This is a genomic window from Paraprevotella clara YIT 11840, assembly GCF_000233955.1.
GTDB lineage: Bacteria > Bacteroidota > Bacteroidia > Bacteroidales > Bacteroidaceae > Paraprevotella > Paraprevotella clara.
The window spans coordinates 91283-106204 of the sequence record NZ_JH376593.1 but is presented as its reverse complement, the minus strand read 5'-3'; the positions used below and the strand labels follow the sequence as shown (position 1 = coordinate 106204).

The 14922-nt window shown below is 49.1% G+C and carries 12 protein-coding genes; 8 read left to right on the top strand and 4 right to left on the bottom strand.

Annotated elements, in window-relative coordinates; genetic code table 11:
- Nucleotides 1-836 precede the first annotated feature (836 nt).
- Entirely contained in the window at nt 837-3659 is a 2823-nt protein-coding gene (locus HMPREF9441_RS05430) for a T9SS type A sorting domain-containing protein (protein WP_008618905.1), read from the top strand.
- A gap of 8 nt (nt 3660-3667) precedes the next feature.
- Complete coding sequence (locus tag HMPREF9441_RS18595; protein ID WP_008618904.1) at nt 3668-3823, top strand: hypothetical protein; 156 nt, start codon at nt 3668-3670, stop codon at nt 3821-3823.
- 314 nt (nt 3824-4137) lie between these two features.
- Here HMPREF9441_RS18595 and HMPREF9441_RS05425 read toward each other — a convergent pair whose 3' ends face one another.
- On the bottom strand, nt 4138-5850 hold the full coding sequence (locus HMPREF9441_RS05425; protein ID WP_008618902.1) for a PspC domain-containing protein: 1713 nt from the start codon (nt 5848-5850) through the stop codon (nt 4138-4140).
- Nucleotides 5851-5878: 28 nt separating this feature from the next.
- Entirely contained in the window at nt 5879-6238 is a 360-nt protein-coding gene (locus tag HMPREF9441_RS05420) for a PadR family transcriptional regulator (RefSeq protein ID WP_008618901.1), read from the bottom strand.
- A 618-nt stretch (nt 6239-6856) separates the two neighbouring features.
- Between HMPREF9441_RS05420 and HMPREF9441_RS19030 the strand changes: the two genes are divergently transcribed.
- From HMPREF9441_RS19030 to HMPREF9441_RS05385, 6 genes are all read left to right on the top strand, one after another.
- Nucleotides 6857-7102, top strand: coding sequence for a hypothetical protein (locus HMPREF9441_RS19030; protein WP_008618897.1), 246 nt, complete (start codon nt 6857-6859; stop codon nt 7100-7102).
- A 124-nt stretch (nt 7103-7226) separates the two neighbouring features.
- Nucleotides 7227-8255, top strand: coding sequence for a hypothetical protein (locus tag HMPREF9441_RS05405; RefSeq protein WP_009391981.1), 1029 nt, complete (start codon nt 7227-7229; stop codon nt 8253-8255).
- 27 nt (nt 8256-8282) lie between these two features.
- On the top strand, nt 8283-8747 hold the full coding sequence (locus tag HMPREF9441_RS05400) for a hypothetical protein (RefSeq protein WP_021981394.1): 465 nt from the start codon (nt 8283-8285) through the stop codon (nt 8745-8747).
- Nucleotides 8748-9034: 287 nt separating this feature from the next.
- Entirely contained in the window at nt 9035-9928 is an 894-nt protein-coding gene (locus HMPREF9441_RS05395; protein WP_008618891.1) for an Rpn family recombination-promoting nuclease/putative transposase, read from the top strand.
- On the top strand, nt 9925-10962 hold the full coding sequence (locus HMPREF9441_RS05390; RefSeq protein WP_008618889.1) for an o-succinylbenzoate synthase: 1038 nt from the start codon (nt 9925-9927) through the stop codon (nt 10960-10962). The genes HMPREF9441_RS05395 and HMPREF9441_RS05390 overlap by 4 nt, the downstream gene beginning before the upstream one ends.
- Entirely contained in the window at nt 10943-12046 is a 1104-nt protein-coding gene (locus HMPREF9441_RS05385) for an AMP-binding protein (protein ID WP_008618887.1), read from the top strand. Before HMPREF9441_RS05390 ends, HMPREF9441_RS05385 begins: the two co-directional genes overlap by 20 nt.
- A 289-nt stretch (nt 12047-12335) precedes the next feature.
- Here the strand turns inward: HMPREF9441_RS05385 and HMPREF9441_RS05380 are convergent, their stop codons facing one another.
- Together HMPREF9441_RS05380 and HMPREF9441_RS05375 are read right to left on the bottom strand one after the other, a co-directional pair.
- Nucleotides 12336-13517: an OmpA family protein gene (locus tag HMPREF9441_RS05380; protein WP_008618885.1), complete on the bottom strand. Its 1182-nt coding sequence runs from the start codon at nt 13515-13517 to the stop codon at nt 12336-12338.
- A gap of 162 nt (nt 13518-13679) precedes the next feature.
- Nucleotides 13680-14813: an OmpA family protein gene (locus HMPREF9441_RS05375; protein WP_008618883.1), complete on the bottom strand. Its 1134-nt coding sequence runs from the start codon at nt 14811-14813 to the stop codon at nt 13680-13682.
- Nucleotides 14814-14922 lie beyond the last annotated feature (109 nt).

Here is a 14922-nt window from a genome sequence, read left to right as displayed (position 1 = left end):
GTATCCTTTCCCCTCGTTTTATGTGCAAAATGAAAGGAAAAGGCCGATGCGGGGAGGCACGGGCTTCCGTGTAAAAAGCGGAAACAGGAGCGAACAGGGGCGTTTTCGGATACATTTTTTAGCTTTCAAGGCCGATTTTTCACGATTGTTAAGCGAAAAGGCGAATCGTTTGGCTTAGAAACGGAAATCATCCGGCTGAGAAAACATATTTTTTCTCCGCAAGGCGTGCGGACGGCATGCGCTTGCCGGAGAAAAAAGCGTTTGAAAACGGAGATGATGCCCGCGGGAAACGCCTCCGTTTTCACTATTTAGAAAGAAAAGGGGTACAAAACCGTAATGTCTTTTTGTAAGGTGGAACGCTCTCTGGGCTTACGTATTTCCTGTCTGTCTGCACTGGGTATCCATTCGTCTGCTGCCAAAAAGGCAGCAGGATGTCCGTGGCAGCTTGCACCCTGCTTCCTGCAAACGCCGCGAGAATCGCGTATTTGTCGTGGCCGTCCGTGAAGGACGCGGATAAGCCAGCCATGCTTCTGCGTGGTTGACTTTTTGTCATTTTGCTACGCCGCGCCTGATGTCGGTGAACCTCAAGGCTGTCCCTCTTCCACCGTTCCGGTCATGTCCCCCAAATATACCCGGCATACCCTTAAAATGCCATTTGGTAAAATACGCCCCATATCTTGTTATTTTTTGTCGCATCCTAAGGAAAGAGAAGAGTATAATTTTGTAACATCGAAAGGGAAAGGCCGTCCGGGTCTGTCCTTTGTGGAAGTGCGTGCCTCCATTAACAGGTTCGGTGGCGGCACGATGGAAAACATTGAACCTTAAAACTTTTAAACATGAAAAAAGAAATTACCAGTTTCTTTGTTCCCTTTTTTAGGTTAAAGGGGAAATGCAGGCCGTTGGTGGCCATGCTGTTGGCTTGTGCCGCCGCAGACGGCGTGCGGGCGCAAGGAGATGTGTCGCCGTGGGTAGGCGAACCGTTGCCCGTCGAAGGTGGGGAGTTTTACCTTTATAATAAGGCCGGAGGTGGTTTTTTGCTTGGAGCGAACACTTGGGGCACGCAGGCTTCGTTGGGTCAGCCCGGCTTGTTATGCACGTTGGAAGCGATGCCCGACGGCAAATATGCCATCAAGACCATGTCCGATAAATATTTGAAAGATGACTATATCGACAAGGACAAGAACGGGTATGATTTCACGGATTTGAATCCGGAAGACGATGTTTATGAGTTTTCTTTGTTCGGCAATGGCCGTTATTTGTATTATGCAGGTTCGGGAACCGTTTTGAGCAGGACGGAAGAACCAGACAACTACCAATGGATATTGGTATCTAAGGAACAGCGTATCCGTGCCTTGGAAAAGGCCACGGAAGAGGCGGGGGTAGACGCGACCTTTTATGTCACGGGGGCGAATTTCGACCGGTCACAACCGAGCGATTGGCAGGAAAGCCATATCGGCGGCACATTGACGCTCATCGGGCCTGAAAGGGCTGCGAAGTCTACAAATTCCTGTACGGAAGCATACGATAATGAAAACTTCGATGTGTACCAAGTCCTGACGGGAGTGAAGAACGGGCTTTATCTGGTGTCTTGCCAAGGGTATTATCGTCCGGGAGGCAATGTAGATGCCGCAGGAGCGCGAAATGCCGTTTTATATGCCAATGCGGACGAGGCTCCGCTTCAGTTGTTGGCAGATGATGGAAATGGTATTCCTAATAATATGGATCAGGCGGCAGATGCCTTTCTTGCAGGGCGTTATGCGGGGAATGAAGTCCGTACGGTAGTGATGGACGGCACGTTGCGGATAGGCGTGAAGAAAGAGGCGCATGTCGGAAAGGATTGGACTGCTTTCGATACTTTCCGCCTGACGTATTTGGGCGAGGCGGATGCTTCCGAGATATTCCAAAGCGCATTAGGGATGCTAAAGGTGCTCATCGGCGACTTCATGGCTTCAGGGGCAACCGCCATCGCCGGAGAGTTGCAAACGGTATATGATGAAAACAAGGATGCTTCGGGCGACGGCGTGGAGGCTGCGCAGAAAGCCGTGTCCGATGCCATGTCTGCCGCCCGGGCCGTGCAAGCCGACGTGGAAGCCTTGGTAAATGCCGTGGAAACAGCCAAGTCGTTTTATGCAAAGGTGGAGGACGGTACCTATGTCTTGTCTACGGCAGGGAAGGAAGCTTTGGCTCAAGGTATTGCTGAGGCAGAAAAGGCACTGAAAGAAACGTCGATGTCGGCGATGCAGGAACAGGCTTCTGCCCATACGGGAAAGCTTGCAGCTCAAGTTGAGAATGCCGAACTTTGGAGGGGGATGATATATCCTTTGGACAAGGCCAGGGCATTGGCTGACGCAATAACGGGGCTTGACGGGACGGAAGCATACAAACAAGTCGTGAGTGATTTGGATGATGCGGCTTTAACCTATGAAAGAGTGGTGGCCGACGTGGCAGCCTTGAATTTAGCTTGCCGAGATGCGATGACGGTGGAATTCTTGGCCAAAGCATCGGCTGAGTCTCCCATCGACCTGACCAGCTTCATCAGGAATCCGAATATCTACCAGACGGTAGAGGACATGAAGACTTTGGACGGATGGGTTGTGGCCGCACTTGGGGAATATACTAATCCTCAGGTTACCACGGAGGGAAAAGGCGATGCCGCACTGTGGTCTTATAGTTGGTCGGCCAATGAAAGTAATAATGTAGGTAGAGCTCATTATTATACTAAAATAGGTGGGACAGAAGATGGTATGGTCAATTTGCCGGATGGCACTTATTTATTGAAAGCCGCTACTTATTGCACTCGTGACGCTGCTAATGTGAATTTATATGCTTCGTTGGACAATGTGAACATGAAGTTTGCCGATTTTAATGGCAATGAGTCGCTTTATAGTGCTGCTACTGGGGACAATGACGGTTCTACTACGGAACTACAGATGACAGTAAGCGGGGGTGTCCTTTATTTAGGAGTGAAGGGTGAAGCTATAGTCGCTGGCAATGGACAACATTGGGAAGCCGATAACTTCCGCTTGTACTACATTGGTGCCCCCGAAGCGGCTTCACAGTCCATCAGCGTGTCTGACGCAGGCATGTCCACTTATTATTCTGCCAATGCCTTTACTGTGCCTGAGGGGCTGACTGGCGGCGTGGTGACGAATGAAGATGCTGCTACCGTGGCTGTGGATTGGCGTTATCCGGCAGGCAGTACCGTGCCGGGGCGTACCGGTGTCATTTTGAAAGGTGCGGTTGGAGATTATAAGGCTGAGTACAGCGTGGCCAACGTGGCCAGTCCGGAAAATAACCTGTTGGATGGTACGATAGAAGCGGCGACCATCGCTGACGCAGGTTACAAATACTACAAACTGGCCGATGGCGAAAAGGGACTTGGCTTCTACTTTGCTGTTGAGGGTGGTTCTTCCATCATGAACGGGGCAAACAAGGCATATCTGGCTCTACCTGAAAACGAGGCGCAAGAGGTCAACTTCCTTGCACTTGATTTCGGTACTACGGGAATCACCGATACGGCTCTTGCGGCAGAAGATGTCCGGGTGGATGTCTACACTATTTCCGGTGTACTCGTGCGCTCCGGAGTGAAGGCCTCAGAAGCCTTGGACGGTTTGTCGAAAGGAATTTATATTGTAAACGGGAAGAAAATCTTAAAATAACAAACGATATGGAAAAAAAGAAATATTCAACTCCTGCGGTCAGCGTGATGGCGTTGCAGCAGCAAGACATGCTTTGTGGGTCTCCCGGTTCGATGGGTATCCACGACGAATACACGGATGCGGAGCAGTTAAGCAACCGCAATATATGGGACGAGATTTGGTAACTTCTTGCGTATGCTGTCCTTTCGGAAATTCAGGATAAAAAGAGCGTCAAAAACAGGTAGAAATGGTGCATGGATTGCATTTGGATGAAAATGTCTCATTTTTTGTGTTTATCTGTCACCTATAGAAGAGAAGGATTATCCTATCTTTGCCATGCGTTTCAAAAGTCCGGACTCGGAGACGAACCAGGATGGAGAAACACGCCTTTTTCTGGTTTCCATGAAGAATAAGTACAGTAGAAATTAGGTTAATATTGTGTAAGTTCCCTGATATGAGGTATCCTGTGAAGGACCGAACTCATATCAGGGAACTTTTTCTATGAACGGCGGGTGGATTTGTGCGGAGTGAGCGGTTTGTGTCGTTTGGGCAGGTCGCCGGTCTTTTCCAGTTTGAAATCCGTGGCCGAGAACCACGCACCATCCCATTTTCCGCTACGGATATTCGTTACACCGTAACGGATTGTGCCGTCGTGCGTCACGATACTGTCTATCCTTACTATACTCCAGCCGTAACCTCTTCCTTTATTGGCTTCGGTAATGTCTTTCCACATGCCGAGCGTAATGTTTCCGCTCGTCTGCTGTCGTTGGGCATCCTGCCAGATTTCCCCGCCTTGGTTTCCATATACGGGGACGCTAGCCTTCCGTTCACGGTTATCATGACAGGCAAAAATCTCACAGCCTTGTCCGTCCGTTCGTGCGGCGGCTTCCAGACGGTAAATACCCGGTGTCACATGAACGGTTCGTTCTACCTCATATTCCATTTTCCGGTTGAAGTTCCATGCGTCTATATACTGCACGTCCCTGTTGCCCGTATAATATTCTCCGCTTTTCACGTAGTTGTTTCCGCACTCTTTGTGCCGGACGACTTTCCAACCTTCGTGTTCTAAATAGCTTAATTGCCTTTGATGTTCGAGGGAATCGTTACGGATTCTTTGCTCCTCTCTGTAGTCCCGTATGTACCAGTCGTAGGAAATGCTGCTTTGGATCATCGAAGCGATAAAGATTACGGCTGTGATAATCCATCCTCCGATGAGGGCCAACCGTTTGGGTAAAGTCATGGGTTGTATGCGTCCCGCCATGCGCAGGATGGAATGTGTACCGATATACAAAGTGAGGATAAGCAGGGTGATGGAACTTATCAATGCCGTCCAATAGATGCCTTGGCGGAGGCTGCCGTTGATCAATGCATTGAAGAAAGACTGTTCGGCAGGCGAACTGAACACTCCGTCGCTCACTCCACCCGTAAAAGCGGAAAAGCAATACAGGCAAAACCCGATGAGGATGGCGATTAACATGATTGTAACGAAGAGGAGGATACCGCCTACGACGAGGAAAAGGAAACCTTTGAATATAGCCGTCACAATGTCTAACAGGACGGTCAGGCATCCCCGTACCGTCTTTTGGGTTTTCGGGGCCGAAGCATACTGTCCGGCTTTGCGTGCGCCGTCCATGATTTCGTCGCGCAGGTTCTCCATGTTGACGGGACGGCCCTGCATGCGCAGGCGGTCTTCGGGAGTCCACGCCTCCGGAATGATGATCCACAGGATGAGATAGATGATAATGGAAGTGCCGAGAGAGAACCAAGCAAATAATATCATGAGCAGACGGAGCCACAGCGGGTCGATACCGAAATAGCAGGCCAATCCGGAGGTGACGCCACCCAACATTTTGTCGTCCGGATTGCGGAACAGTTTTTTATGTACGTTTTCTTTGCGTTCGCTTTCCTTTGGGGCATCATCCGTTTCGTCGGCAGTCGTTTCCGTTTCGGTGCCGTCCATTTCTTCCGGATTACCGATGCGTGAGATGATGTCCCTCACATGTTCGATGGTAATGGCTTCTACGCCGGATGCTTTAAGTTCGTCGAAAAGTTCGGCTATGCGGCGTTCGATGTCTTCTGCGATTTCTTCGCCTCCTTCTTTACGGGAGAAGTAACGGCGCATGTTGTTCTGGTATTGGTTGAGCAGTTCGTAGGCATCTTCGTCGATGGCATACAGCGAACCGAACAGGTTGATGGTGATATTCTTTTTCATAAAGCTTTCGAATTTAAAAGTTAAGGATTCAGTCTTTTCCCTGTAAAGGCAGCCTTATGGGGCTTTCCGATTTCAGGTGTCCCACGGTGGCGGAAAGCTCATTCCAGGCACAGTCCAGTCCGGCCAGGAAGGTTTCGCCGTCGAGCGTCAGGGCATAATATTTACGCGGAGGTCCCTGAGTGGATTCGCGCCATTCATAACTCAGCAGTCCGTCCTTTTTCAGGCGGGTGAGCAGCGGATAGAGCGTGCCTTCCACGACAATCAAATCGGCTTCCTTCAGCCGTGTGATGATGTCGGAGGCGTATGACGGTTCCTTGCGCAGCAACAGCATGACGCAATATTCCAGCATTCCTTTCCGCATTTGTGATTTTGCATTGTCTACGTTCATAGGCTTTTAACGTTTAAGTAAGGAGACGTCCGGCCGGTGTGTCCCTTTGTTCTATGCAAAGATATGTATTATATTGGTACTATGCAATACATAGTAGTGTATTTCTTCTGATTTTCAATAGGAGAATTTCTTCATCACTCGTTTATCACCTTTTACTGACCAATAGGTTTAGATAAGTTCGGATACTGCAAAAAGAAGAAAAAATGAATGGAGAACATCAGTATTCATCATTTTTTCCTATATTTGCCTTGTACATTTCCGCAGAAAGCCCAAGGGTGGGCAAGGATATGTGCATTATATATGGAGAAGACGTTTACAAGCGTCTGGCTTTCGGGTTTCAGAACTTCGCACCTTTTGACCTGTCGAAAGAACAGATGGCAACCGGTAACGTCCTCGTGGTATGTATATTTACGTACTGTCCCTTCCTTTCGGGGAAAGGACATGCCGTATACATATCGGCGTGGGCTTTCTGCGTTGCTCGTTCTTGACAGGTGGGCATGCGAAGGCCTTGGAACTCGGAACGGGCAAAGGTAAGATTCCTACGCCTTTTCTATATACAGGCAGTTCTTATGTTGGATTTAACATGTCCGTTGGGAGTCCGGATGAATAAAGAGGGGTATGCTGCATATCGGACAGCTTATAGCTTGCACGCTTCACGAGCAAGGGCGTACGGTGACATGGTTTGCAAGACAGTTGTGTTGCACACGGCCTAACGTATATAAAATATTCGGCAAAGAAAATATTGATATCTCTTTGTTGTGGCGTATTTCTTGTATTCTTCATCATGATTTTTTCGGAGACCTTTCACAGGAGATGAAGTGTGACGTAAATTTTTCCCTTCCTTTTAGTTCCGGAACGGAATAGGGATGTTAATCAAATGGCAATATTTCTGTCAACTTCTTGGAACTATCCATTTCCGTTTCATCTTCTCGATTTGCCTATCTTTGCATGGTAAACTGAATTCGAGAACAACATTAAATTAAAAAAAATGAAAAAGTTATGTTTTAAATGTCCGGTTTGGATGTGGATTTTGGGCATGATGTTTTTTGTATCGTGTAGCGACGATGATAACGGCGGGACGGGCGGCGGCAACGGTGACAAGGATGCGTATTCCGTGACGATCCTGACACAACCCTATTCGGGATTATCTTCCACCACAGTGGAGGTTTCCGGGACGTGCACCATAACCGGGACAGTGCCTGAGGTATATGCTTATGGTTTTGTTTACGGGACATCGAAATCACCGGAAGCCGGCAATGAAGGGGTAGTGAAAGTACAGGTAGGTATGTCGGAGACAGGAGATTTCAAAACGACTCTGGAAGGTTTGACACCGAATACGACCTATTATTACAGGGCATATTTTGAGAAAGACGGGGCTTATGAATATGGCAATACGAAAACATTCACGATGAAGCCTGCTGACGATGGTATCGATGTGCCTACGGCTGGCGAACTGGTAGATATGGGAGGTCGGGTGAAATGGGCCTCGTGTAATTGGGATGCGTCTTCACCGGAGCAGACCGGCGTTTTGTGCGGATGGGGCGATCCTACGGGCACTGTCAAGTACCAAGGGATTATTGATACTTATGACTTTTATGTGCCTGCTCCCGGATGTTATGAGTATTATGCCGGGGTGAATCCTCCGAAGGAGATAAGCGGTACGGAGTTGGACATTGCTTACGTGAAATCGCAAGGCCGCTTGCGCATGCCCACGCGGAAAGAAATGGATGACTTGGTGGAAGATTGTCTCGTGAAAACGGTTCTGTATAATAATGTGGAAGGGCTGCTGTTCATTGCTCCCAACGGGAACAAGCTCTTTTTCCCTTTGTGTGGGCGGCGGATAGGGTCAACAGTCCTTACCAATGGGCTTAGCGTTTATTGGACAGGCACGTTTGAGCAGTATTCTTATGGTAATCTATTGGTTTATGGATTGGGAGAAACTGGTGGTGAGCCTGGACCGACAGACGGGATGGACTGTTGTCTCGGGGGAGCCATACGCCCGGTGGCCGATAAATGATTAATTAAAAGATAAAATGTGATGGATATGAAAAGTTTCAAATTATGGCAGTTGCCGGGATTCATACTGTGCCTGTTATTGGGGTTGGTGTTTTTTTCTTCTTGCGATAAGGACGATGATGAAACAGGTGGCGGAGGCGTCATAGGATATTGGTTGCCGTTGACAGACCTTCGTGATATGGCGAGAGAAGCGGTGGAAGAAGACAATGCCGATGAAGACGGTTTTACAGGAGGAGCCGTTTCATACCGTTTCCTGAATGCTAATACCGTAGAAAGTTTTACGACGAATTGCTACATAGGCCATAAGTCCGGTGCGTTTCATACGGAAACTATTTCAGGAAAGACGGTGTCTTTCGTGGCGGAAAATGTGAGGACTTACACTTATGTGCTTGATGGCAATAAGGTGTATATCACGGATGGTACCATCGGTACGTTAGTTAATGGTGAATTACGGGTGGACGGTTTGCTGTTTACTTTCCAGAAATTGGAGTGAGTCATTCCTTTAGTGCCTGAATGAAAGCGGAAATGCGTATGGAAGAGTCGGAAGACGGTTGGACTGGTATGGGAAAGGTGTCCATGGAATATGATGGCGACGGGCACATGGCATGGTTTAGATTAGTTTTCTAAAAAAGTCTTTTGGGCAGCCGGGGCAAGGAATCCTTTGTCCCGGCTGTATTTTTGCATATTTTCTCTTAAAATGAGGTCTTTTTGCAGCACGGTGACATGGATGGACGGCTTTTTTTCGTAAGTTTGCAAGAGGGACTGTAAAAATAGCAGGATATGGCAAGGTTCATCAACCCGTTTACGGACGTGGGTTTCAAACGTATTTTCGGTCAGGAAATCAATAAGGATTTGCTGATAGACTTCCTGAACGGACTGTTGGAGGGGGAGAAGCATATTGTGGACATCCGTTTTCTGGACAAGGAAGTGTTGCCCGCCTTTGCCCAAGACCGAGGTGTGATTTACGACGTGTATTGCACGAATGAGTCGGGCGAGCAGTTCATCGTGGAAATGCAAAACCGCCCGCAAGTGAATTTTCGCGAAAGGGCGTTGTACTATTTGTCGCGTGCCGTGGCGCGTCAGGGCGAGCGCGGGGCGGATTGGCAGTTCCGGCTCAAGGCCGTGTATGGTGTGTTTTTCATGAACTTTTGCTTGGATTCCGGTTCACATAAGTTGCGTACGGATATCGTCCTTTCGGACAGGGAGACGCATGAGGCGTTTTCTGACAAGTTGCGCTTCATCTTTTTGGAATTGCCCTCTTTTACCAAGGAAGAGCAGGAGTGCGAGACGGATTTTGAACGATGGATATATGTGTTGAAGAATATGGATACATTGCAAAGATTGCCGTTCAAGGCAAGGAAATCAGTGTTTGAAAAATTGGAAAAGATTGTGGACATTGCGGCTCTTTCCAAGGAGGACAGGATGAAGTATGACGAGAGCATCAAGATTTACCGCGACCACTTGGCGGTGGAGGCTTATGCCAAGGAACGGGAAGAAAGGCGCATGAAGGAAGCTTGGGATGGAGGACTTGCCAAGGGGCTTGCCGAGGGACGTGCCGAAGGCGAAAAGGAAAAGCAACGGCAGATTGCGCTGCGCATGAAAGGGAAAGGCATGTCGGCTGAAGATATAGCCGAACTTACGGGACTTTCCGTGGCAGAAGTCGGCGAATTATGATTCCGTCGTACAGGATAGATATTCTCCCCCGGCTTTTCCATTTCAAAAAGCCGGCGGGCACGTCGCGGGGAGTGTATACGGAGCGACGGTCGTGGTACGTCAGGGTGGCATCCGCAGCCTGTCCGGGACGTGAGGGATGGGGCGAATGCGCTCCCTTGCCGCAGTTGAGTGTAGACGATTTGCCGGATTACGAAGGCGTGTTGCGCGGGATATGCGCGGAGGTGGCTCGTACGGGGCAGGTCGATACGGAACGGTGGAGGGAATACCCCTCCATGCTGTTTGGGTTGGAGACGGCTTTGCGCCATCTCGAACGAGGGACGTATGCCTTGTGGGATACGCCCTTTTCGCGCGGTGAAGAGGGTATCTGCATCAACGGGTTGATATGGATGGGCGACCATGATGCCATGTACAGGCAAATCAGGGAAAAGTTGGAAGCCGGCTTCCGTTGTGTCAAGTTGAAAATCGGTGCCATCGGTCTCGAGGAGGAACTGGACTTGTTGCGTTTCATCCGTCGGCATTTTCCGGCTCGCGAGGTGGAACTCCGGGTGGATGCCAACGGGGCTTTTGCTCCTGCGGAAGCCTTGGACAAACTGAAACGGTTGGCCGAATTCGATTTGCATTCCATCGAGCAGCCCATACGGGCCGGGCAATGGGACGAAATGGCCGGACTGACTTCGGTTTCGCCCTTGCCCATCGCTTTCGACGAGGAGCTGATAGGACATTGCAGCCTTGAAGCGAAGCGGAGGCTGTTGGACGCGCTCCATCCGCAGTACATCGTGCTGAAACCCTCGCTGCATGGTGGGTTTTCCGGTTGCCGGGAGTGGATAGAAGAGGCGGAAAAGAGGAACGTCGGATGGTGGATTACCTCGGCATTGGAGTCGAACGTTGGTTTGAATGCCATTGCGCAATGGTGTGCCACATGGCACACCCGGATGCCGCAGGGATTGGGTACGGGAATGTTGTTCACCGACAACGTGCCGATGCCGTTGGAGATCCGGAAAGATTGTTTGTGGTATGTGGCAGACGGAGATTGAATGGCAGCATGTCGGCGTGGAGGAGAGGCGTTTCTCGGCGACAGACTTGCACGAACTGGCCGCGTTGTCCGTTGAAGAGGAGGATGAGGCTTTGCGGGCCGTTTATGCCTTTCTGGCGGAATGGTTCTCGCCTGCGTCTACGGTGGAAGTGCAGACTTCCGGTTCCACCGGTGTCCCCAAGCGGATGAGAGTGGAAAAAGCGCGGATGATGCGTAGTGCCGTTCGGACGTGTGAGTTCCTCGGCTTGCGTCCGGGCGACACGGCTTTGCTGTGCATGGACTTGAAGTATATCGGGGCTAAGATGATGGTCGTGCGTGCTTTGGTGGCCGGACTGCATCTATGGGTTCGCCGTCCGTCGGGGCATCCGTTGGCCGACGTGGAGGGGCGGGTGGATTTCCTGTCTGTCGTGCCGATGCAACTTTACCACACGTTGGAGCAGGCGGACGAGCGGGAGCGTCTGTCGCGTGTGCGTTGTGTCATTGTGGGGGGCGGAGCGGTGGACGAGGCATTGGAACGGCGTTTAGAGTACTTGCCCTGCCGGGTGTATTCCACTTACGGCATGACCGAAACGTTGTCGCATGTCGCTTTGCGTCCACTTAACGGGCCGGAGGCTTCGGTAGGTTATCGTCCTTTCGAGGGGGTAAGTTTGTCGCTGTCTGCTCGGGGTACGCTGGTGATTCATGCACCGGAATTGTGCTCCTCCGATTTGGAGACGAATGACGTGGTGCGTCTGCATGCCGACGGCACGTTCACGATCGTGGGGCGTGCGGACAATGTGGTAAACAGTGGGGGCGTGAAAATTCAGATAGAGGAGGAAGAGCGGCGGCTGAAAGAGCTTATCGACGTGCCTTTTGCCTTGACTTCCGTACCGGACAGGCGGTTGGGCGAGGCTTTGGTGTTGTTGGTTATCCGTGATTTCCCGATGGATGATGTCGGCCTGTTTGACGCGATGAAGGCGCTTCTGCCCCGTTACCATGTCCCCCGGTATATTTTGCGTGTGGCCGCCGTACCGGTGGCCGGGAACGGGAAAATAGACCGTAAGGCTTGCCGGGAGTTGGCTCTTGAAGCAGGGGCTGTCTGTTGATGTTTTCCATAATTTTGATAAAAGGGACTGTTTTTGCAGGAGGATAAATGCCTTTGCCGAAGGCGTTTTGCCGATATGAGGCAAACGGGAAATCGTTTGGCGCAGAATGAAAAATCAATCTCATGAGATTGAAAAATCGTTTGGCTGAGAAAAAAATGTTAAAACGAGGAGCCTGATGGAATGATATGTAGATTGCAGAATCACAGTGTTTTAGGATTCTCGGACGACAAAGGGTATAAAAAAAGACCGCTTGCGAAAAGCGGTCTTTTTTATATCAGTCTAATGATGATTAATCTTCAACAATCGTACAGATGCTGACGCGGTTCCAATCCGGTTCCTCGAACATGTAGCCTACGCCTTGTCCCTTAGCTGTGATACGGCGGGCGTCGATTCTGTATTTGTTTACCAGCATATTCTTCACGGCTTCTGCACGTTGGTTGGCGATACGTTCGTTCACTTCGGCACTTCCTTCAGGAGAAGCATATCCTAAGATGTTCACCTTAGCTTCTTTATGGTTCTTCAGATAAGTGGCGATACGTTCTACGTTGGGTTGCTGCGACGCGTCGATGACAATCTTGCCTTGACGGAAAGTTACGACAGACTCCAATGTTTTCTTATTGTTCGTAATCACTTTCGGACCCTGGTTCTGGCATTCTTTCAGTGCTCTTTCCAAATCGGCGGATTTCTGTTCCTCGTTGCGGAGTTTGTTTGCCGTATTTCTCATGCTTTCATCCTTGGAGTTTACGTCTTGACGTAAGTTGTTGATGGTAGCATTCAATGCGCTGACTTCCGATGCGTCGTAGGCTCTGACTTTCGTCATGTGGTGCTTGCCGTTGCTGTTCTTGAAGTGATAAACCACTCCGGCTGTAATTTCCCAGTTGGCATAGTTGGCATTAAAGTTGGGGTGAGAGTGAGCCCTGTCGGCATCCCACATGCTCATATCCCATAGGATAGCCGGTTTGATGGCTACGGTCCATGCTTTCTTCTCGCCCAAATTGAAGTTGAAGTTTACTCCGGCTTTTGATGCCAAGTGATTGGCACCTTCGCCCGTCTCATAGAAATCGTTCAGACGCAACCAACCGAATCCGCCTACTGCCTCTACTTCAAACAAGCGTGGCTGACCGTTGTATCCTGCAAACATGTTGTTCAGGTTCAAGCGGTTCAACAACATCAGGTTGAAGGCATCGAATGCCGTACCGCTCTTTTGGGCGGCCATTCGGCTCTGGGTGTTGATGGTCCAGTTGCTTTCCAATGTCAAACCGTAAATGGGGCTTAACTGTTTATTAATGTCAAGACCGATGACTGCGCGCGAGTTTTTAAAGAATGTACTATGGGTGAGGGGGGTGGCTATACCACCGTTCAGGCCTATCGACCAGTTGTCACCGAATTTGTTTCCACCCAAATTATAATCTTGGGCATTTAAGCCGCTTACACATAAAGCGCTTAATAATACAATTAAAGACTTTTTCATAATTTATTCGTTTAGTAATACATTACAAATGTAGTAAAATTTATATTGGTTTCAAAATAATAACGGTAATATTATTTGAAAGTAACCTTTTTTAGTAAATATAAAGAGGGCAACCTCTCCGGTTGCCCTCTTTTTGTGATGTAATTAAGGATTGTTGTGTGATTACTCGGTCACGCAAATGCTTGCACGGTTATAAGCCGGTTTGCCGAAGATGTTACCCACACCCTTACCTTGAGTTTCGATTCTGTTGGCGCTGATGCCGTATTCTTTCACCAGAATGTTCTTCACGGCTTCTGCACGTTTCTCAGACAACTTCTGGTTGAATTTGGCATTGCCTTCCGGAGAAGCGTAACCTGAGATGGAAACCTTGGCGCTGCTATTCTTCTTCAAATAACTTGCCAGACGGTCGATGTTCGGCATCTGGAGAGCGTCTACCTTGCTGCTGCTCTGACGGAAGATGACTACATATTCACTCTTCTCTACAGCCTGTGTAGTCGTGGTGGGCACTTTCTTATTCTTGCAGTCGTTCAAATCCTTCTGCAAGTCGCTGATGGTCTTCTGTGCGTTTTGCAGTGCACGATCCTTGCCTGCGGCTTCGGCTTCCATCGAACTGATGGTGGCGTTCAGGGCTGCAATCTGGTCTGCGTGGCTGCAACCGTTGGAATAGTAGTGCTTACCGTTGCTGTTCTTGAAGTGATAAACGACACCTGCGGTGATTTCCCAAGCTGCTTGGTCGGAATGGAAGTTGATATTGTCTTCTCCAAACTGGGTCACATTCCATAAGATTGCCGGTTTAACAGCTATGGTCCATGCTTTCTTTTCGCCCAGGTTGAAGTTGAGGTTCAAACCGACTTTTGAAGAAAGCCAGTTGCCGTCCTTATCTCCGTCTTCTCCGTAATATGCGTCGTTAACGTGTAACCAACCGAAACCGGCCAATGCTTCTACTTCAAACACACTGGGTTTGCCTTTGTAACGGCAGAATACATTATTTAAATTGATGCGGTGCAACAACATCAGATTGCTTGCATCAAAAGCTGCACTGCTCTCGAACGTATTGATGCTCCACATATTTTCAAATGTCAAGCCATAAATCGGTGAGAGTTGCTTGTTGAGGTCGATGCCCACGGTGGCACGGGCATTTTTGAAGAATGCACTATGGCTGAGCGGAGTCACAATACCACCATTCAAACCAATTGACCAATTGTCACGGAACTTTGTAGTTTGTTCCTCAGTCGTTTGAGCGTTTAAGCTTCCCAAGCTTAATGCACCCGCTAATAACAGTAGAGACTTTTTCATAATCGTTTTAATTGAAATTAATAAATATGTTCATACATACTATGACAAAGATACGCATATTTGGTAATCTTGTCTGTGTTTTTATGTTATTAAAATTAAAAAAGAGGCT

Excerpts from the sequence above, each read along its gene's own strand:
- HMPREF9441_RS19030 (WP_008618897.1), top strand. The coding sequence starts at position 6,857 with ATGCTGCATATCGGACAGCTTATAGCTTGCACGCTTCACGAGCAAGGG.
- HMPREF9441_RS05390 (WP_008618889.1), top strand. The coding sequence starts at position 9,925 with ATGATTCCGTCGTACAGGATAGATATTCTCCCCCGGCTTTTCCATTTC.
- HMPREF9441_RS05420 (WP_008618901.1), bottom strand. The coding sequence starts at position 6,238 with ATGAACGTAGACAATGCAAAATCACAAATGCGGAAAGGAATGCTGGAA.
- HMPREF9441_RS05380 (WP_008618885.1), bottom strand. The coding sequence starts at position 13,517 with ATGAAAAAGTCTTTAATTGTATTATTAAGCGCTTTATGTGTAAGCGGC.
- HMPREF9441_RS05400 (WP_021981394.1), top strand. The coding sequence starts at position 8,283 with ATGAAAAGTTTCAAATTATGGCAGTTGCCGGGATTCATACTGTGCCTG.
- HMPREF9441_RS05385 (WP_008618887.1), top strand. The coding sequence starts at position 10,943 with ATGTGGCAGACGGAGATTGAATGGCAGCATGTCGGCGTGGAGGAGAGG.
- HMPREF9441_RS05430 (WP_008618905.1), top strand. The coding sequence starts at position 837 with ATGAAAAAAGAAATTACCAGTTTCTTTGTTCCCTTTTTTAGGTTAAAG.
- HMPREF9441_RS05375 (WP_008618883.1), bottom strand. The coding sequence starts at position 14,813 with ATGAAAAAGTCTCTACTGTTATTAGCGGGTGCATTAAGCTTGGGAAGC.
- HMPREF9441_RS05425 (WP_008618902.1), bottom strand. The coding sequence starts at position 5,850 with ATGAAAAAGAATATCACCATCAACCTGTTCGGTTCGCTGTATGCCATC.
- HMPREF9441_RS05405 (WP_009391981.1), top strand. The coding sequence starts at position 7,227 with ATGAAAAAGTTATGTTTTAAATGTCCGGTTTGGATGTGGATTTTGGGC.
- HMPREF9441_RS18595 (WP_008618904.1), top strand. The coding sequence starts at position 3,668 with ATGGAAAAAAAGAAATATTCAACTCCTGCGGTCAGCGTGATGGCGTTG.
- HMPREF9441_RS05395 (WP_008618891.1), top strand. The coding sequence starts at position 9,035 with ATGGCAAGGTTCATCAACCCGTTTACGGACGTGGGTTTCAAACGTATT.